Source organism: Paenibacillus barcinonensis (assembly GCF_003217495.1).
In the GTDB taxonomy this organism is placed as follows: domain Bacteria; phylum Bacillota; class Bacilli; order Paenibacillales; family Paenibacillaceae; genus Paenibacillus; species Paenibacillus barcinonensis.
This window is the reverse complement of the sequence record NZ_QJSW01000013.1, coordinates 150,124-167,092: the sequence shown is the minus strand read 5'-3', so window position 1 is coordinate 167,092 and position 16,969 is coordinate 150,124. Positions and strand designations below refer to the sequence as shown.

The window sequence follows — 16,969 nt, the reverse complement described above, 5'->3', positions numbered from 1 at the left end:
GGTACTTTTCCCCTGCTGGTGGAGGATTTCTAGCTTGCTGCGTTCGATTATGCTAAGATGTGTGTAGCTCATGGTGGATTCTCCTTGTGTGAATGGTTGTTGTGGTGACTTCATTCTACACGAATCCGGCCATGGGCCATTTTTTATTTATTTCCAGTAGGTGTCGCACTTCATATTACAATCCGTCTTTTATAAACTATTAATCCGACAAAAAAACGTCCAAAAATAAACAAAAATCCTCCGGATTAACTCTGACACTTTAGTTGTAAATGTTTATTATAAATATAATAAATAGGACAAAAGGAGGTATTTGAGAAATAATGTCGAATAAATCATGAGTTATACAAAAGAGTCTTTCTCATGGAGGAATGTTCATGTCAACAGGTGTGGAGTTAAGATATCTCATTATTTGCGAAGAGGGTCAAATGATTAACGCAGGAAATGATTCAAAGACAGTGATTGTACAACCAATAATCAACCACAAGGTTCCATTTGTCCCTACACAAATTACCTTTTCAGTTATGGCAGGATTAACAATGCCTGATGATAAGCATTCAGTTAATTTGACTTTCGAGCTTTTCTCACCAGATAATGAAATGATTTATAAAAATATTGAAACTGTCTCAATTCCAACTACCCCGAAGCTTCAATATCCAATTATTGCATTAGGCTTTGGTTTGAAGAATGTTATAGTTAGGAGTGAAGGTGAATATACTATGGCTATGGAGTGTGACGGAGTCAAGATTGGTGAGCAAAAAATTCGGGTTATGAAGCAGGAATCATAATATGGGAGAGCCGAATAATATAATTAAGTTCCCTATTCCAGATAGTGAAAGTGGACCTCAGATATCCTCTTTTTTAACAAAGAATGAATCTGTTGCTTCTCCACAAACAACTGCAATATATGAACGTATCCTTACTCAATTGAGGGCAAAGGATTTTCATTTTGAATCCTCAGATAAGAAAAATTACATTAATACCCCGCTGAAATATAGTAGGGAATTGAAAGTTGATCTCCCAAAGAAGGGTGATAGTATGGACGAATCCACTAAAATGATGCTTGAGCGACTGGAACGTGATTCACGAGAACGTGAAGAAAGATACCATAAGGACGCACAAGAACGTGAACAACGCTTTAGGGATGAAGTTAAGGAACAAGCTGATCTTTACAGAACTGAAGCCAAAGAACGTGAGGAACGAATTGAAAAAATGATTAACGGATTAAGTACTGAGATAAAAGAGATTAGATCTGAGGCATCTCAAACTACCAAACATGTTCAATCAATGGTCACTTCGAATACTTGGGGATTCATAGCAACTGTCTTAGCTATTGTTGCTTTAGCTGTCACTCTGTTTATTGCTTTGAGTCCACAATCCAATAACGGACAAACGAGTAATTCAAATCCAACTAAAGTTGAAAGTACAAAATGATCCCCTTCAATAAAGGAATAACTACTATATCCGAAAGTATCGGTAAAAGACACTGCTGGCATAACGCTGGCAGTGTCTTTTTTTTGTTTACATATTTAGTTTGATCACACAACGTGTTCGGCTCTTGTTTGTCCGCAGCTCAGCTGCAGCTTTGCGGCCCAGTAATCGTTTGACGATCCGGACCGCTTTGTAATACTTATCTGCCCCAGTCACATAAATATATGTGATGTCTCCTGAAGCTTTGTATTTCCATGGTAATTGCATTCCCCAATCCAACCCGTCTGCTACTTTTTGAAATTTCTAGACAGGGACTAGATGGAACACTCTTTCGGATAGAGCACAGAACAAATCTAAAGCCTGGTCACCAGAAAACTTGAATAAAATCATGATGGCATTGGAAGTTGATGAAATATTGCAATTGATCAAATACAAAAAAGAGCAGGAGGGATAACCTCGCTGCTCTTTCGTTTTAATTAGTTGAATACTCACTTACTTCAAACGTCAAAATTTTATCGAAGATCACATAATCTGTACGCTTACTAAACGGACCTTTGTTGTTGCTGTATTTGTTGATGGCGAACTTGGCTGGACCACTTCCTGCGTCACGGGAGTCATACCAATTGAGGAATGCGTTAATATCGGTCATTGGAAGATCATATTCTTTTTCTAGCCCTGTGGTCATCGTCACAACGAGAATGGCACGATCTGCAGATGGATCAACTGGATCAGTAGGATCAGGATCAACCGGATCAGTAGGATCAGGTGATGAATTCGGATCTTTACTATAGAAGAAATCTAATTCGTTAATATTAATGTCTTCTCCAGACATTGTGTACAAAGTAATGTATCTTACTTTACTTATAACTTTTCCGTTGGGTAGTGGTTCGAGTGTTCCAGTCCCTCCTTTTAGAGTGAACTCACTTAAATAACCAGTCGATCTATCATAAAAGTTAATTCTCATATTCTTTAAATCACTGTTAATTTTAAAAGAATCAATTGTTCTATCTGTTCCTAAATCAATCATTATCATTTTATTTTTAGGAAGTAAATCTCCTGTCGTTTCATTATTATCTGTAATTAATGTTGTTACAATTTTAGAGTCATGTGGTCTTGTAATAAAGTAGATATCAGGAATCATAATTGTGGAATCTTTGCCATTAGCATATCCGCCCGTATAAGCACTTACAGAAGATAAGGGAATGAACACAGACAAGATAAGCGTTAAAATTAATAGTAGATTAATCTTTCTTTTCATTGTTTCTTATTTCCTCCTAAGGGTTAATTAGGAATTAATAATACGTAAATCAACAAAGATTGTCTAAACAATAAATCCTATGTATTCAATTAAATGTGTAAAAAGTGAATGAATATTTTTTCGTTACCCAGAACCCCGAAAAGTATACTTGGTACAAGAAGGATAACAAAGGAGAGGGGCAAGCCGGTCCTGGACGAACAGGAGATGCAGCTCATTGAAGAAGCTATCTTCGAATCATACCAGGAACGCCACTCTGTTACGCTTACGGTATTCAATCCTTTTGACGATGAAGAGATAAAAGGAGTGGTGGCAGCGATCGACAGGCAGAGCAGGAGAGTCAAGCTTGTACGTGGTGAGGAGGATTACTGCTGGATTCAGATCGAAGAAATTATAAATGCGAGCATATAATAATACAGAGGATTTGGCGAGCCTAATCCACAATAATATTATGTCTATGATGAACATGTTATTGAAATAACCTTAATTGATATCCTCGGCACTGAAGCCGATGATGTGGTAGACCGTGTGCAGCTAAAAATTGAGAAAAGCAAAATTTATCGCAACCTCGACATTTTGGATGATCGGGAGAAGGAAGTCGTGATCGGCCGCTTTGGCCTGGAGGCTGGGGGAGAGGAGCGTACTCAGCGCGAGATTGCCAAGGAGCTTGGCATCTCACGCAGTTATGTTTCGCGGATCGAGAAACGGGCGTTAATGAAGCTGTATCATGAGTTTTATAAGCAGAAATAGATGTGACTTAATATGTACAAAAGATCAGGAAGGCGGCCTTTCGATGTGAGAAGGGTGGCCTTTTTGCTATGGGATAGTTTCGAACAAAATAATCAAAAAGAATGATAGGTATTCGAGACAGATTATTATATATTAAATGGTATATTATTTTTCATTACAGAGAGTATGCACAGAAAGAGAGTGGTGGTGTACCATGCAGCAAGAAACATTAACAAGGGGATTGAAAAACAGACATGTACAACTGATGGCAATTGGAGGGGCGATCGGAACGGGGTTGTTTCTTGGGGCGGGCAAAACGATCCAGCTAACCGGCCCATCCATTCTGCTGGCGTACATCATTACAGGCATTGTATTATTCCTGATCATGAGGGCGCTTGGAGAGCTGTTACTGAGTAATTTGCAGTATCATTCCTTTGTTGATTTTGTTCGTGATTACCTGGGAAATATGGCGGCCTTTATCACAGGCTGGACCTACTGGTTTTGCTGGATTTCCATTGCGATGGCCGACATTACGGCAGTGGGCTTATACACACAGTTTTGGTTTCCCAATGTCCCTCAATGGATGCCGGGCTTAATTGCACTGGTTATTTTACTCGTGATGAATCTGGCGACGGTCAAGCTGTTCGGGGAAATGGAATTCTGGTTTGCTCTTATTAAAGTGCTGGCTATTCTGGCGCTCATCGTCGTGGGGCTGTATATGATCTTTACAGGTTTCACAACCAATCAGGGCTCAGCAAGCTTCACTAACCTGTGGAGTCACGGTGGCTGGTTTCCGAATGGTATGCATGGCTTCATTATCTCGTTTCAGATGGTCGTTTTTGCTTTTGTAGGGATGGAACTCGTCGGATTGACAGCGGGAGAGACGGAAAACCCGGACAAGGTGATTCCCAAAGCCATTAATCAGATACCAATTCGTGTGCTGCTTTTCTATGTAGGAGCTTTGCTTATTATTATGAGTATTTACCCATGGACTGCGATTGTGCCAACGGAAAGCCCGTTTGTACAGGTATTTGCTGCGGTGGGTATTGCGGCAGCAGCCGGAGTAGTTAATTTTGTTGTACTGACATCGGCGGCATCGGCCTGTAACAGTGCCATTTTTAGTACAAGCCGGATGGTTTATTCCATGGCCAAGGATCGCAATGCACCAGAATCTTTTGCACGTGTGAACCAGAGGAAGGTTCCAGCCAATGCACTTTTTTTCTCCACCATTATCATTTTTGTTGCGATTGTGCTGAATTATGTGATGCCAGAAGGTGTATTTACACTGATTACAAGTGTGTCTACCGTATGTTTCATTTTTGTCTGGGGCATCATGGTGATCTGCCATATGCGTTACAAGCGCACTCGCCCTGACCTGGCACGTCAAAGTCGTTTCAGACTGCCGTTATATCCATTTTCCAATATATTGATTCTGGCATTTCTTGCCTTTGTCATTATCGTATTGGCGCTTGCAGAGGATACACGTGTGGCATTGTTTGTTACACCCGTGTGGTTCCTGATCGTTTCTGTCATCTACATGCTGAAAAAAAGAGTGAAGCAGTAACAGGAATTCCGTGTAGATGATAAAAAGCAAAAAGTAAAAGAGCAATCTCAAATGAGGCTGCTCTTTTGCTTTGTTTGAGCCAGTATCACCGTATAAACGCAGCTTTTTTCTCCGGGCAGAATGTATTCTCCCCGCTCAATCTGAGCATGCTCTCCCAGAACGGTTTTGAACAAATGCAGCTCAATTTTTGCATAAACCCGTGCACACAGTAGCGGCGGCACAGATGGGACAAGGTTTGTCAATGAATAGGAGACGTCCATCATCCTGCACCTGCATTTTTTGATTGCGCTGTAACAATCTTCAACAAGATGGTGATGAATGCGGAGCCAGCTTCAGAATGACTCATGATCGCGGCAAGGTTCAGCCTTGTAATTAAACTGAGAAAGGACTGTCCCAGAATAAACATAATCCGTTAGGGACAGCTCCTTTGCCAGATGGTATTAACCCAGCCATTCCATCATTATATCCACAACCTCCTTGTATCGCTGGCCTACAAGAAGACCAGTGTGCGTTGTATCCCATAGTCCGGCATAATTAGCTCCTAGCTGCTTTGCGGTTAGCCGGCCTCTTTGATCCTCATCCTCGGACGACACAGCTTTAATGACCAGACTGGCACAACGAATCAAACTTCCATCAATGGAGATGCCATCAGCCCCGCAGAGGACAGAGAAGGTACGAAAAGCCTTTGCCGATTCCATTTGCAGATACTGACGTTGAAAAGCAATATCTTCCGCTGATTCATCAATCGTTGCAAGCTCCTCACGTAAAGGTGCTGGCATAATAATTCCTGGTTGGATTCGGTCCGTCATAGGATAGGGCAAGGCGTCATGAACTTCTTTACTTATACTGGTGTCGATGATAATTAATCCTGCCAATGCAGCAGTCTCTGCAATCTTTTGGCTGAGTATGCCGCCCATGCTGAAACCGATCAATACAGGAGGTTTATCAAGCAGGGACAACACCTCGCGAATATCCTCCAAATAATTCTCTACCGTAATACGACTCAAATCCAGCACCCGGCTTTGATAATGACTCCTCAGATTCATTGCATAACAGTCCCATCCAAGCTCCACAAAATGCGGAATATATTTGCTCCACATCCAGCTGCCTGTGTATGCCCCATGAACAAATAACAGAGGTGCACGCGTGGCTGTTGTGGCGGAGTCGGATACTGTACGTCCCCTATATACTTCAATGTGGAGGTCATGGATTCCGATTTGGTGCTGCTCATGTTCAGGTAAGTATTGTGTGTAGTCAGTCATCTGAAACACTCCTTTTCATATTAGTTTGATATCAAACTATTTCTGTAAAAAAATATGAGGCCATACCAACGAAGCAGTATCTGTATTGGCTGTATGACCCTATTTTTTAAAAGTTGTCGTGAATTTTGATTAAAATGCGAAGCATCTCCTGTTTTTCCTCATCTGTAATTCCAGTATAGAACGTATCCAGCATGCGCTGTGATATCTCCTCAAAGACTGGTTGCAAAGCTTCTCCCTTGGCGGTTAATGTCACATACACTATACGTGAGTCTGCTGCATCGCGATCTTTCACAACATATCCGGTGCGCACGAGTTTATCTACAAGTGCAGTTACCGTGGATTTGTCCTTGCGAATGTTGTGGGCAATCTCGGCCATTGTCAACCGCTGATGATTGTAAAGGGCGTAGATGATATCTCCATGAGATGTAGCCAGATCGTGAATGCCTTGTGTCGCCATTTCGGTCAAAATAAAACGACTGGTTTTCTCTTTAATTTTGGATATAAGTGAAACGGCGTCTCTTGTTTTCATACAACCAATATAGTTTGATGTCAAACTAATGTCAAGCACAAACCCAGAAACATGGGAAGAAGTCCTCCTTGTTCCTGGGTCCGTCCATACATGCAGTTAAGTCACTTGTGCAGCAGGGGTAACAGACTATTGAATCGGATTAGCCTTCATTTCTTTTTCCATCTGTTCAATACCATCAAGGATCTGATATCCGTATCCCCAGAACTGACTGAAATCAGTCACATAGATTTGTTTGTTCTTGATGGCCTTCATGCTTTGCAGCGCAGGGTTGGCATACAGATGCTGAATCAGCTTGCTGATATCAGGTGATCCGCTGTAAGCCGACAGAAGCAGGTAGTCTGGATTGGCTGTAATTAACTGTTCCACGCTGACCTCGCCTTGTACGCCCTCAAATGCATTCTTCAGCTTCAACAGGCTGAGTGCATCCAGCTGATACGTATCGTTTTGCATGCTGCTTACGGTAATGCTGTCTTCTGTCGCCGGTACAATATACGCAAAGCTGTGCTCCGGCTGATCGGCAACACTGGCCTTGATCGCCTCTGCCCGTGCCTTCAGGCTGTCGATAAATGCAGTAGCTTTGTCCTGCACGTCAAAGATTTTACCAAGCTGTGTAATGTCGCTGTACAGACTCTCCAGTGTTCCTTTGTGATTGGTCGTTTGCAGGAAGGTGCGGATATTCATCTCATTGAGTCCGTCTACGGTTCCCACGCCCCAGTCGGCATCGGCAAACAGATCACCTCGTCCAAGAACCAAGTCCGGGCTGGCCCCGACAACAAGCTCTTTGCCCACGTATTCCTTGGACAGCACCGGAATTTTGGCGAAATCATCAGCAACATCGGGTGTTACCGAACCATAGAGGGCGGCAACCCCGACCATTTTATCAGTCAACCCCAGCTTGATCAGCATTTCGGCAGCAGATTGAGTATTGGCAACGACACGCTCAGGCGCCTTATCAAACACTTGTGCTTTATTTTTCCATTCCCCGCCTTCACCAGAGATGGAGAAGTTTTCGATGGTAAGCGGATAGGTCGTTTTATGTGCCGCTCCCGTGGGTGCAGCAGCTTTGGATGCTCCTGATAGAGAAGTCGTATCTTCGGCTGTAGAGGGTGTTGACGTATTGGAGGAACACGCCGACAGCAGCAGGAGTAGAAGACTTAGCGTAGCGAAGAACATGGTTCTGGATGAGCATTTTAACATGTAGATAACCCCTTTGTGTTTGTATTATAATTGACAAAGATAATCATTCTCAATTATAATCCGAGAAAATGCTTTGTAAATATCTAATTTAAGTTTTGCATAATTTTAATAGAATGTATGGGGGAAGAAATGGTACAGACGATTCAGGCCGAGACACACCAGTTGGAGAAAAAAGAATCTCTGATTCATAGTAAAGCAGGCTTTACCTTACTTATTGCATCATTAATCGTAATTGTAATAATATCCGCAGGCCTTGCGGTCTCTATTGGGCAAGTTAGGATTCCGCTGGGGGAATCCTACCGTATCTTGTTAGCCAAAATAACAGGAATCGAGTGGGGAGGTAAGCCGCTTGAAGCAGGCTCCTTCACCGATATTATCTGGCAGATTCGCTTCCCGCGTGTATTGATGGCACTGTTGATTGGGGCAGGTCTCGCCTTATGTGGTGCGGTTATGCAGGCTGCTGTTCAGAATCCACTGGCAGACCCGTATATCCTGGGTATCTCCTCAGGTGCTTCACTCGGGGCAACCTTTGCCATTCTCATCGGGTTTGGTGCAATTAGCTGGCTAGGGCAGACTGGCGTAGCCTTCTGGGCGTTTGCCGGAGCCATGGGCGCTTCTTTGCTTGTTCTGACCTTGGCCGGCATACGGGGCAAAATGACGTCAGTCAAGCTGGTGCTTGCGGGTATGGTCATTAATGCACTGTGCAGTGCATTTTCCAACTTCATTATATATTTTGCGAATAATGCAGAGGGCATCAAAACCGTAACATTCTGGACGATGGGGAGTCTTGCAGCCTCCGGGTGGAACAAGCTGCCGTTAATAGGCATGGTTGTGCTCACTGCCACATTGTTCTTCCTGCTGCAGTCCCGTGTGTTAAACACGATGTTACTGGGTGATGAAGCTGCCGTCACCTTGGGAATTAACCTGAGTGTCTATCGTAGACTGTATATGATCCTGACAGCGCTCGTGACGGGGGTCATGGTTGCAAGCTGCGGCATGATTGGCTTTGTCGGGTTAATCATTCCTCATATCGTGAGAGGCATGGTAGGCTCGGATCATCGTAAAGTGATGCCTGTTTCCGTACTGTTTGGCGCGATATTCCTGATTTGGACAGACGTCATTGCCAGATCGCTAATTTCCAGCGTTGAACTGCCTATCGGCATTATTACAGCCATGATCGGTGCACCGATGTTTATGTATATGCTTGTCAAAAAAGGCTACGGCTTTGGGGGGAAATAACATGCAGCTAACGGTTGATAACCTATCCTTTTCGGTACAAAATGCGGATATCGTGCGTGATATTTCACTTCAGGTGAGAGAGAAGCAATTCGTCGGGTTAATTGGACCCAACGGCTGCGGCAAATCTACCTTGCTCAAAAGCATCTATAAAGTCATTAAGCCGCAGCATGGCAGCGTTATGCTGGGACACACCGATCTTCTGAGATCGAGTCCCAAAGTCACGGCCAAACAGATGGGGGTCGTTGGTCAGTTTAATGAATTGAGCTTTGATTTTACCGTTCGCGAGATGGTTATGATGGGACGTACTCCGCACAAAAAACTGCTGGAGACCGATAATGCTAAGGACGAACAGATTGTGGAGAAGGCACTGGAAAAAGTACAGCTGACCGGACATGCAGGCCGCAATTATACGTCTCTGTCCGGCGGGGAGAAGCAGCGTGTCATTCTGGCTCGTGTACTCGCTCAGCAACCAGAATTTCTGATTCTGGACGAGCCGACCAATCATCTGGATATCAAGTACCAGCTCCAGATATTAAATATCGTTCGCGGATTGGATATCGGCATTCTGGCCGCATTACATGATCTTGAACTTGCAGCGGTCTACTGCGATTATCTCTATGTCGTCAAGCGTGGACAAGTTGTTGTTCATGGCACTCCTGCCGATATTTTGACTCGTGAGATCATTGGCGAGGTATTTGAGGTCGATTGCGAGATTTACCAAAATCCGGTCACCGGCGGTTTGGGTATAGCCTATTTGAGCACACGATAATCTGGATTCGGGAATTTGGGGTATTTAGCTGTTGAGTTCTTTCATTAGAATCGTAAGCCGTTGTCCTGAGGGACGTCGGCTTTTTTCTTTACCTCTTCTGCATCTGTCTGAATAAAAATTATTGCAGCTTAGAGCTCACTGGATGTGTATGCTTCCCGCTGCTAACCTCATCAAAAATATTAGCCGAATTTTCATTTTTTCCTCCGCTGCTTGCGGAGTCTTTATTTTGCGCCTCTTCGGACAGTGGCTCAGACAGACTGCTGGCGCTTCCGTTTCGAGCAAAGCCATAATTTTGCAACAATTGCTCCAGCTCCTTCATAGTCACGGGGCGTGCTTCCGGTTTCAGAACGTAGCCGAGCTGACCGTTCGGTTCAACGGTTGCCGTCTCAAGGTCACTTACACTCTTGATTCCTGCCTGTCTTAAATGCATCTCCAACTGATCTATCGTATAACGCATTCGTTTCAGATTGGGACGGATGACTTTGCCATCCTCCACGACCACTTTGGAGCTGCCGCTCATTAATCGCTCGAAAAGGTTGAATTTCAGTTGTAATTGTTCTACAGCGAGCAGGGTTGCTATAAAAACGGCTGCGGAGCCAATCGCTTTCCCCAGTTCATGATTGGCAATCGGCTGTACGATGGTTGTACCGATCGAGATCATAATGACCGTCGTTGCCACACTCATCTGTGAGATCGATTTACGCCCTGCAATGCGCAGCAGAATCATGCCAACGAGAACAAGCAAGACGGATTTCCAGATCCAATCCATGCAAGACATCCTTTCTTTTCCTATATGATCGCTGATTATTAGACTGTTCCGGGATGGATTGGATTATACGAAGCGCGGTCATCCTGATCATAACGGTCATTAGGCTGAATTAGGAGCAAGCCTTCATTTTGCCAGCTTCTTCGTTTACAATAGGATATTGATGCAGTGAACAAAGGAGCGGTTACGCATGGCTAAACAGAAGTATTATGTAGTATGGGAAGGCAAGAAACCGGGCGTATACAGCACTTGGGCGGAATGTAAAGCACAGACAGATCAATATGCCGGAGCCAAATATAAATCGTATGAATCCAGAGAAGCCGCTGAAGCGGCCTATCGTGCTGGGTGGAAGGGCAACTGGGGCTCAAGTGCCGGAGCAGCTGGCAGTGCTTCCAAGTTCAAGTCAGGCAGCAGCGGCAGAAGTGCAGGGATGGAGACCTCGGAGGAAGTGGACTATGACAGCATCTCTGTTGATGTGGGAACCCGCGGCAATCCGGGGCCGGTTGAGTACAAAGGGGTCGATACACGTACAGGTGAGGTGCTTTTTTCCGTTGGACCGATCTCGAAAGGTACCAATAATCTGGGTGAATTTTTGGCTATTGTGCATGCACTGGCTTATCTCCAGAAACAAGGCAGTAACAAAACGGTATATACAGACTCGGTTAATGCAATGAAATGGTTAAAACAGAAGAAGGTTGCGACAACGCTGCCTCGTGATCATTCAACAGAAGAAATCTGGCTGATGATTGACCGGGCAGAGCAGTGGCTTCACACGCATGCGTATACGAACAAAGTATTAAAGTGGCAGACGAAACAATGGGGCGAGATCAAGGCGGATTACGGCCGAAAATAATGGGTTTGACAATGGAGCAAAAAAATCGGGAGCTTGTCTATTAGAATCTATATTTACAATTTCCAATTTCCATTCTATAATCATCAGCATATGATAAGTCGCATATATGGAGGAGCCTGTCATTCATTTACGGGCCCTCCTTATCTTTTTGGACCGGGAATGCCCCGGTCTGGTCACTTGAAACAGGTGAGCCGAGTATACATTGCAGGAGGCAGACATGAGTTCCATTTATAGAAGTGAAGAAGGAAAGAGCAGTATTCTGGAGGAGTATGAGGTCTATCTGAGTGAGCTGGGTGAAGGGATTACAAGGGAGTATGTGGACACACGTTTTGGCAGGACGCATGTACTGCTGACTGGGCCGGAAGATGGCAAGCCCTTGTTTATTCTTCAGGGCGGCAATTGTGTGAATCCGATGACCCTGTCCTGGTTCTCTTCATTATTTCAATCCTACCGGATTATTGCACCTGATACGATTGGCCATCCGGGCTATAGCGAGGAAACGAGCATTTCGGCACGTTTTGACAGCTTGGCCTTATGGGTATCCGATCTGTTGGACCACTACGAGATTGAAAAAAGTGCGTTTATCGGTCCTTCTTTTGGCGGCGGTATTATTCTCAGATTGGCTACGTATATTCCAGAGCGGATTGCATGCTCGGTGCTGGTGGCTCCGGCAGGTCTTGCGGTGAATTCCAGAATAAAAACCGTTCATGACATTACACTTCCACTTGTGAAATATCGGATGACTTCTTCGCCAGCTTCTTTGCAAAAAATAACGGATAACCTTTCATGCCATTGTATGAAGGAAGCAGACAAAAACCTGATCGGCAAAATTTTCAAGTATGTCAGTCTGGAGCAGGATTTGCCTAAACTGGCAGAGCGGGAAGAGCTTGAAAATTATAACTCGCCTACGTTGCTGCTGGTGGGAGAGAAGGATGTTTTTTTCCCAGGCGATAAATGCATTGACCGTGCCCAGCAGATTATTCCGAATGTGCAGGCGGTCAAATATGATTCGGGGCATTTTCCGTCTCAGGACGTTTTACATGAGATGAATGTGGAGATTCAGCAGTTTTTGAGCAAGCATTATTAGAAGCATTAGCTGGAGCAGCACCCTTTTGACAATAGAAAGACAGGACAGCCAGAGAAACGAGATCATTTGAAAATGAGGGGCAGTTCGTGTTTTAACCAATTGAATTAACGAAATTGCCCCTTCTGTCGATACTATTTATAGAAGATAGCGTATATATCTTCAAATAAGAAATGGGAGCTTGGACAAATACGCATAACCGTGAAAAAAGATGTTTCAAATGGCTCCATTTGGTTTATATAGATGGTTGGCGATAAACTGTCATCGGTTTCGACTCATCTATACTGAGTGTACGAGCTATTCGCGGTTATACGGCAAGTCTTCCAATCGACAAGGTTGAAAAGAGGTTTGTTATGAAAAAGGATAAGTGGAATATGGCCTTGCAGCGCAATGTCATTTTAAATGATACATATCAGGTTAGACAGGTTCTGTCCAGCAGTGAGCTGACGATTGTATATGCAGGGCGGAATCGCCATACAGGTGCCAAAGTGGCAATCAAGGAGTTTTTCCCCCAGCGTTTGGCTGCACGTCAGTCGGATAAACGCACGGTATTCTGTGCATCACGTGGATACGGGGGGCAGTTCCAGGAACTGCTGTCCGCGTTTCTACAGGAGGGGGAGCTGCTGTCCTCGCTGAAGCATCCTCATATTATTACGTATGTGGATCACTTTGAGGCCAATGATACCGGATATCTGGTCACCGAATATTGCAGCGGCATGATCCTGACTGAGTATTTGAATGAGCGCAACCATGCACTGGAGTCGAATTTTATCACCGATACGCTGTTGCCGCTTGTGGATACACTCGATTATATACATAAACAAGGCATTCTTCATCGGGATGTCAAACCTTCCAATGTCATGGTGATGGAGGATGGCAAGCCCAAATTGCTGGATTTTGGTTCAGCTGTCCGCTGGCCGATGCCGTCCGGGGCAAAGTCGGCTATATTTACCTCCAAGGGATACTCACCACTTGAATTCTATTCGGAAAAATCGGAACAGGGACCGATGTCCGACATCTACAGTTTGTCCGCGCTGCTTCATTATTGGACATGCGGGCAGCCGCCAGTGGATGTGAAGCAGCGTTTATTCAGTGATGAGCTACCCTCGGTACGAAAGCATAATGAATATGTGAATCCATGGCTGGCGAGGGTTATTCAGTGGGGGCTAATGGTTCGTTCAGAGAAACGTTGTACCTCCTTGTCCTGGGTGAGAACGTCATTGCGTGTTCAGGCTTTGGTGTGGAAGGTCCGCAAACCAGGTACGATGGAATGGATGTTTGAGGAGAACGAGCATACTCAGATCTTCGAGCCGAAGCCGAAGCAGCAGCATGAGACCGCTTGAGCTCGTACGTCCTCCATGGGTGAAGCAGAGATACTTCAAAGGATAAGCAGTTAGAGGGATGACCATATAAACAAGTCGGTTCTTGCCCTTGGATAGGGTGAACTGGCTTGTTTTCTTTCTTTATTTTCAGATATCAAATATGGCTAAAAGGTTCTGGTTTAAATTATGGATTAGGAAAGCAGGGTGGAGCAGATCCGCCTGGGTTGGCTTGAGGTTGGTTTGGAGCGATATGTGATGTGAAAACCTGGAGAACAACAATAATCACTCCTTTTTTAAATGAGAGGACAAAGCTGGAATCTAGCAGGAGATGGAAACGGGGATGAAACGATGAAAGCGTTTGGGAATAATAACGATATGAAAGATGTTGAAGATAATGGGCTTAAAAATGACGCTTTTTTGGCGGCTGCTGCGAGTGAATTGGAGCAGATGGTAGAGCAGATCTGCGAACGGATTGGCACACCTCTTCATGAAACGACCGAACTGCAGCGTCAGGTGCTTGCGGCTTTTGGTTTTGGCGCAGTATACAGCATTACGCACCGTGATCGGCTGACTGAGCCGCAGGCTCACGCGCTAAGTATTCGGATGTTGATCAAGCCGTTTAACTACAGTGAACAGCAGGCCGTTGATTTTGTGGATGATCTGATTCGTGTCGCTTCGAATGAAGAGGTACATCCGTTGATGAATACCATTATTCATCGTGGCATCAACGGACATGTTCAGTTTGCACAGGAGGATTACGAGGCGATGGGTCGTAATATTCAGGAGATTCTGGCCGCAGTTCAGCAATAAGATGAGGGATGCACAGGTCATGGACTACAGCCACGGCAACGACAGTATGTACATCTGTTTGCTGATATCGAAACGGCACACAAGGTAGGGCAGAGGCGTGACGATCAGCCTGTCATGTTGCGAGTGAAGGCAGTCATGAGCAGAGGAAGGGCTCCTCCTTTACTATGGCTACGAGAATATCTGGGTGGCTGATGTTATTCCCGCACGTTGTATAGAGCAGGATCAAGCGGGTAGTTCGATGCACCGATAGTACAGGTTTTGTTCGAAGCGCATCATAAAAACAAGCGAAAGGGTTGTTCCCCGTCATCTTATGACGTATGGAACAACCCTTTTTGTATACCGTAGAATCGGGCTTGATTAAGCTAAAGCCTTGTCCGATTTATTTGCCCAGAATGGCTTTGAAGCCTTCACTTAACGGTTGAGCGGGGCGACCAAGCAAGGTTTCCAGTGAATCACTTTCAACCGCGAGCGCACCTTGACGAATTGCGCCCTGCATTTCAACCAGCATGGATACAACAAAGTCGGGCAGGCCCGCACCTTTCATCATATCGGCGTAAGCCGCATCGTCCACATTTTGTACGTTGACTTCCTGTCCGAGTACTTCACCTGCAATTGCAGCAAGCTCAGCCTGTGTACGCAGCTTGCCAGACAATTCATAGATCTTGTTCTCATGTCCTTCCCCTGCGAGTACAGCAGCGGCGGCTTCCGCATAATCACGGCGAGTAGCCCAGCCAACCTGACTGTCGTTTGTAGCATGTACCCAAGGAGCCCCATGTGTTACCGCCTGCGCACTGCCAGCTTCATTTTCAAGATACCAGTTGTTACGCAGGAAAGCATAAGGAATGCCGGACTCGCGAATGGCTTGCTCTGTCTTGCGATGTACCTCAGCGAGAGAGAGCGGGTTATGCTCTGCATTGACCACACTGGTGTAAGCAATGAAACCAACGCCAGCTTTTTTCGCAGCATGAACGGCATTCTGATGCTGACGAATCCGTGTCTCGTTATCTCCATCTGTAGAGATGAGCAGCAGGCGCTCTACGCCGTCAAACGCTTTCTCCAGCGTTTCCGGCTGATCAAAATCACCTTGTCTAACTTCTACACCCTGAGACAGCAATGCTGCTGCTTTTTCCGGGGAACGTACACTTACAGCCAAATCTGTGGTAGCCTTCGTTCTCAGCAGTGCTTCAATCACCAGGGAACCCAGTTTACCTGTTGCGCCTGTAACTAACATTTTCATTGTATTTTCCTCCTAATGGATTGCTTTTGAAATGAAATTTTTATCTATGTAACTATAATAGTTACAAGAAGGGGTGTTGTCAATTTTAAGATCAATCGAAGTGAATTAACCGTTGGTTATTAAATTTTTTTCGGCATGCAATAAATGAGTTGTGGTTCTTTAGGAGTGTTAAAAAAGAGACATTTTTTGTGTTATTGTATGTAAAAATGGTATATAAGTCCCATGGATATCAAGTTAAATGGAACTAATTGTCATTATGGGCTTGCGCATAGGGGAATAGAAATGTAAAAAAGTTCGACAATCTAACAAATTATGTACGAATTGACAAATGTAAAAGCGATTATATAATGTGGTTATCTACAAATTAGTGTATTAAGTTACAAATGATTCCAAAATAACAATGGCAGGAGTGAAACAGCAATGTGGTTTTTGGTTCTATGGTTATTTGGGCTTATTTCAGGGGCAGTTCATCTTTGGATGCTGGGTTTTCCTGAGCAGATGAGCGAGATTAGCAGAGTGTTGTTGCTTCATCAGTTTGTGGTTACCTTTGGACTCGTAGGGGTTATTGGTTATGTGGTTAACATTGCAAGAGCAGATCAAACAGCCAAAATGTTAGGTTGGCCAGGTGGACCTTTTCAGGTCAAATACGGATTTTCACAAGTCGGACTTGGCGTTATGGGAATTATGGCGATCTGGTTTCAAGGGAATTTCTGGGTTGGTGTTCTGGTTACGATGTACATATACGGTTTGAGTGGTCTGTGGTCACATACTTATGTCATGATTAAAAATCGCAAGGCAGATGGAGATAGCATTGGTAATCTGATTATGGATGTTGTCTATCAGACGTTTATTACGGTTCTATCTGTATTGGCTGGCGGCATCTGGGTAATGAGCTAAACACTAATTGGATTTATGACAGCACAGC

18 protein-coding genes and 1 pseudogene are annotated in these 16,969 nt (G+C 44.5%); 12 read left to right on the top strand and 7 right to left on the bottom strand.

Translation table 11 applies throughout. The features are described from left to right. Window positions 1-374 precede the first annotated feature (374 nt). Both DFQ00_RS19135 and DFQ00_RS19130 read left to right on the top strand, forming a co-directional pair. Window positions 375-785, top strand: coding sequence for a hypothetical protein (locus DFQ00_RS19135; protein WP_110898078.1), 411 nt, complete (start codon window positions 375-377; stop codon window positions 783-785). A 1-nt stretch (window position 786) separates the two neighbouring features. Continuing rightward, on the top strand, window positions 787-1,431 hold the full coding sequence (locus DFQ00_RS19130; RefSeq protein ID WP_110898077.1) for a hypothetical protein: 645 nt from the start codon (window positions 787-789) through the stop codon (window positions 1,429-1,431). Window positions 1,432-1,518: 87 nt separating this feature from the next. Here DFQ00_RS19130 and DFQ00_RS29260 read toward each other — a convergent pair whose 3' ends face one another. Both DFQ00_RS29260 and DFQ00_RS30270 read right to left on the bottom strand, forming a co-directional pair. Continuing rightward, on the bottom strand, window positions 1,519-1,695 hold the full coding sequence (locus tag DFQ00_RS29260; RefSeq protein ID WP_167433776.1) for a hypothetical protein: 177 nt from the start codon (window positions 1,693-1,695) through the stop codon (window positions 1,519-1,521). A 205-nt stretch (window positions 1,696-1,900) separates the two neighbouring features. Further along, window positions 1,901-2,686, bottom strand: a complete 786-nt coding sequence (locus tag DFQ00_RS30270) for a hypothetical protein (RefSeq protein ID WP_174812142.1) — start codon at window positions 2,684-2,686, stop codon at window positions 1,901-1,903. 108 nt (window positions 2,687-2,794) lie between these two features. On the opposite strand from DFQ00_RS30270, the gene DFQ00_RS19120 reads away from it, so the two are divergent. The 3 genes and pseudogenes from DFQ00_RS19120 (at window position 2,795) to DFQ00_RS19110 (ending at window position 4,976) form a co-directional block, all read left to right on the top strand. Further along, on the top strand, window positions 2,795-3,094 hold the full coding sequence (locus DFQ00_RS19120; protein ID WP_110898076.1) for a YolD-like family protein: 300 nt from the start codon (window positions 2,795-2,797) through the stop codon (window positions 3,092-3,094). Window positions 3,095-3,142: 48 nt separating this feature from the next. Then, window positions 3,143-3,433, top strand: a pseudogene (locus tag DFQ00_RS19115) (sigma-70 family RNA polymerase sigma factor); the annotation flags it as partial. Window positions 3,434-3,626: 193 nt separating this feature from the next. Beyond that, on the top strand, window positions 3,627-4,976 hold the full coding sequence (locus DFQ00_RS19110; protein WP_110898075.1) for an amino acid permease: 1,350 nt from the start codon (window positions 3,627-3,629) through the stop codon (window positions 4,974-4,976). 440 nt (window positions 4,977-5,416) lie between these two features. Here DFQ00_RS19110 and DFQ00_RS19100 read toward each other — a convergent pair whose 3' ends face one another. The 3 genes from DFQ00_RS19100 to DFQ00_RS19090 all read right to left on the bottom strand — a co-directional run bounded on the left by DFQ00_RS19100 (window position 5,417) and on the right by DFQ00_RS19090 (window position 7,964). Continuing rightward, window positions 5,417-6,238: an alpha/beta hydrolase gene (locus tag DFQ00_RS19100; protein ID WP_110898074.1), complete on the bottom strand. Its 822-nt coding sequence runs from the start codon at window positions 6,236-6,238 to the stop codon at window positions 5,417-5,419. Window positions 6,239-6,344: 106 nt separating this feature from the next. Continuing rightward, window positions 6,345-6,767, bottom strand: coding sequence for a MarR family winged helix-turn-helix transcriptional regulator (locus DFQ00_RS19095; RefSeq protein WP_110898088.1), 423 nt, complete (start codon window positions 6,765-6,767; stop codon window positions 6,345-6,347). Between the two features lie 126 nt (window positions 6,768-6,893). Further along, window positions 6,894-7,964 (bottom strand): ABC transporter substrate-binding protein, encoded by a 1,071-nt coding sequence (locus DFQ00_RS19090; RefSeq protein ID WP_110898073.1) that lies wholly within the window; start codon window positions 7,962-7,964, stop codon window positions 6,894-6,896. 129 nt (window positions 7,965-8,093) lie between these two features. Here DFQ00_RS19090 and DFQ00_RS19085 point away from each other — a divergent pair, with 129 nt between their 5' ends. Together DFQ00_RS19085 and DFQ00_RS19080 are read left to right on the top strand one after the other, a co-directional pair. Further along, entirely contained in the window at window positions 8,094-9,203 is a 1,110-nt protein-coding gene (locus tag DFQ00_RS19085; protein ID WP_110898072.1) for a FecCD family ABC transporter permease, read from the top strand. 1 nt (window position 9,204) lies between these two features. After that, window positions 9,205-9,972 carry an ABC transporter ATP-binding protein gene (locus tag DFQ00_RS19080; protein ID WP_110898071.1) on the top strand — a complete coding sequence of 256 codons (768 nt, stop codon included), beginning with the start codon at window positions 9,205-9,207 and terminating at the stop codon, window positions 9,970-9,972. Window positions 9,973-10,090: 118 nt separating this feature from the next. On the opposite strand, the gene DFQ00_RS19075 is transcribed toward DFQ00_RS19080, so the two are convergent. Beyond that, window positions 10,091-10,741 carry a DUF421 domain-containing protein gene (locus DFQ00_RS19075; RefSeq protein ID WP_110898070.1) on the bottom strand — a complete coding sequence of 217 codons (651 nt, stop codon included), beginning with the start codon at window positions 10,739-10,741 and terminating at the stop codon, window positions 10,091-10,093. A gap of 187 nt (window positions 10,742-10,928) precedes the next feature. Between DFQ00_RS19075 and rnhA the strand changes: the two genes are divergently transcribed. The 4 genes from rnhA to imm48 all read left to right on the top strand — a co-directional run bounded on the left by rnhA (window position 10,929) and on the right by imm48 (window position 14,807). Beyond that, the gene (gene rnhA, locus DFQ00_RS19070; protein ID WP_110898069.1) at window positions 10,929-11,591 is read left to right on the top strand and encodes a ribonuclease H; all 663 of its coding nucleotides are present in this window, start codon (window positions 10,929-10,931) and stop codon (window positions 11,589-11,591) included. 217 nt (window positions 11,592-11,808) lie between these two features. Then, window positions 11,809-12,678 (top strand): alpha/beta fold hydrolase, encoded by an 870-nt coding sequence (locus DFQ00_RS19065; RefSeq protein ID WP_110898068.1) that lies wholly within the window; start codon window positions 11,809-11,811, stop codon window positions 12,676-12,678. Window positions 12,679-13,028: 350 nt separating this feature from the next. Beyond that, window positions 13,029-14,018 (top strand): serine/threonine protein kinase, encoded by a 990-nt coding sequence (locus tag DFQ00_RS19060; protein ID WP_110898067.1) that lies wholly within the window; start codon window positions 13,029-13,031, stop codon window positions 14,016-14,018. Window positions 14,019-14,294: 276 nt separating this feature from the next. Further along, window positions 14,295-14,807, top strand: coding sequence for an Imm48 family immunity protein (imm48, locus tag DFQ00_RS19055; RefSeq protein WP_244213921.1), 513 nt, complete (start codon window positions 14,295-14,297; stop codon window positions 14,805-14,807). A 379-nt stretch (window positions 14,808-15,186) separates the two neighbouring features. Here imm48 and DFQ00_RS19050 read toward each other — a convergent pair whose 3' ends face one another. After that, window positions 15,187-16,044 (bottom strand): SDR family oxidoreductase, encoded by an 858-nt coding sequence (locus DFQ00_RS19050; protein WP_110898066.1) that lies wholly within the window; start codon window positions 16,042-16,044, stop codon window positions 15,187-15,189. A 420-nt stretch (window positions 16,045-16,464) separates the two neighbouring features. Between DFQ00_RS19050 and DFQ00_RS19045 the strand changes: the two genes are divergently transcribed. After that, window positions 16,465-16,941 (top strand): DUF6790 family protein, encoded by a 477-nt coding sequence (locus DFQ00_RS19045; protein ID WP_167433775.1) that lies wholly within the window; start codon window positions 16,465-16,467, stop codon window positions 16,939-16,941. The last annotated feature ends 28 nt before the right edge of the window (window positions 16,942-16,969 follow it).

Bases quoted from the DNA above. Each gene is read 5' to 3' on its own strand.
- DFQ00_RS19135 (WP_110898078.1), top strand. From the start codon at position 375: ATGTCAACAGGTGTGGAGTTAAGATATCTCATTATTTGCGAAGAGGGT.
- DFQ00_RS19130 (WP_110898077.1), top strand. From the start codon at position 787: ATGGGAGAGCCGAATAATATAATTAAGTTCCCTATTCCAGATAGTGAA.
- DFQ00_RS29260 (WP_167433776.1), bottom strand. From the start codon at position 1,695: ATGCAATTACCATGGAAATACAAAGCTTCAGGAGACATCACATATATT.
- DFQ00_RS30270 (WP_174812142.1), bottom strand. From the start codon at position 2,686: ATGAAAAGAAAGATTAATCTACTATTAATTTTAACGCTTATCTTGTCT.
- DFQ00_RS19120 (WP_110898076.1), top strand. From the start codon at position 2,795: ATGAATATTTTTTCGTTACCCAGAACCCCGAAAAGTATACTTGGTACA.
- DFQ00_RS19110 (WP_110898075.1), top strand. From the start codon at position 3,627: ATGCAGCAAGAAACATTAACAAGGGGATTGAAAAACAGACATGTACAA.
- DFQ00_RS19100 (WP_110898074.1), bottom strand. From the start codon at position 6,238: ATGACTGACTACACACAATACTTACCTGAACATGAGCAGCACCAAATC.
- DFQ00_RS19095 (WP_110898088.1), bottom strand. From the start codon at position 6,767: ATGAAAACAAGAGACGCCGTTTCACTTATATCCAAAATTAAAGAGAAA.
- DFQ00_RS19090 (WP_110898073.1), bottom strand. From the start codon at position 7,964: ATGTTAAAATGCTCATCCAGAACCATGTTCTTCGCTACGCTAAGTCTT.
- DFQ00_RS19085 (WP_110898072.1), top strand. From the start codon at position 8,094: ATGGTACAGACGATTCAGGCCGAGACACACCAGTTGGAGAAAAAAGAA.
- DFQ00_RS19080 (WP_110898071.1), top strand. From the start codon at position 9,205: ATGCAGCTAACGGTTGATAACCTATCCTTTTCGGTACAAAATGCGGAT.
- DFQ00_RS19075 (WP_110898070.1), bottom strand. From the start codon at position 10,741: ATGGATTGGATCTGGAAATCCGTCTTGCTTGTTCTCGTTGGCATGATT.
- rnhA (WP_110898069.1), top strand. From the start codon at position 10,929: ATGGCTAAACAGAAGTATTATGTAGTATGGGAAGGCAAGAAACCGGGC.
- DFQ00_RS19065 (WP_110898068.1), top strand. From the start codon at position 11,809: ATGAGTTCCATTTATAGAAGTGAAGAAGGAAAGAGCAGTATTCTGGAG.
- DFQ00_RS19060 (WP_110898067.1), top strand. From the start codon at position 13,029: ATGAAAAAGGATAAGTGGAATATGGCCTTGCAGCGCAATGTCATTTTA.
- imm48 (WP_244213921.1), top strand. From the start codon at position 14,295: ATGAGAGGACAAAGCTGGAATCTAGCAGGAGATGGAAACGGGGATGAA.
- DFQ00_RS19050 (WP_110898066.1), bottom strand. From the start codon at position 16,044: ATGAAAATGTTAGTTACAGGCGCAACAGGTAAACTGGGTTCCCTGGTG.
- DFQ00_RS19045 (WP_167433775.1), top strand. From the start codon at position 16,465: ATGTGGTTTTTGGTTCTATGGTTATTTGGGCTTATTTCAGGGGCAGTT.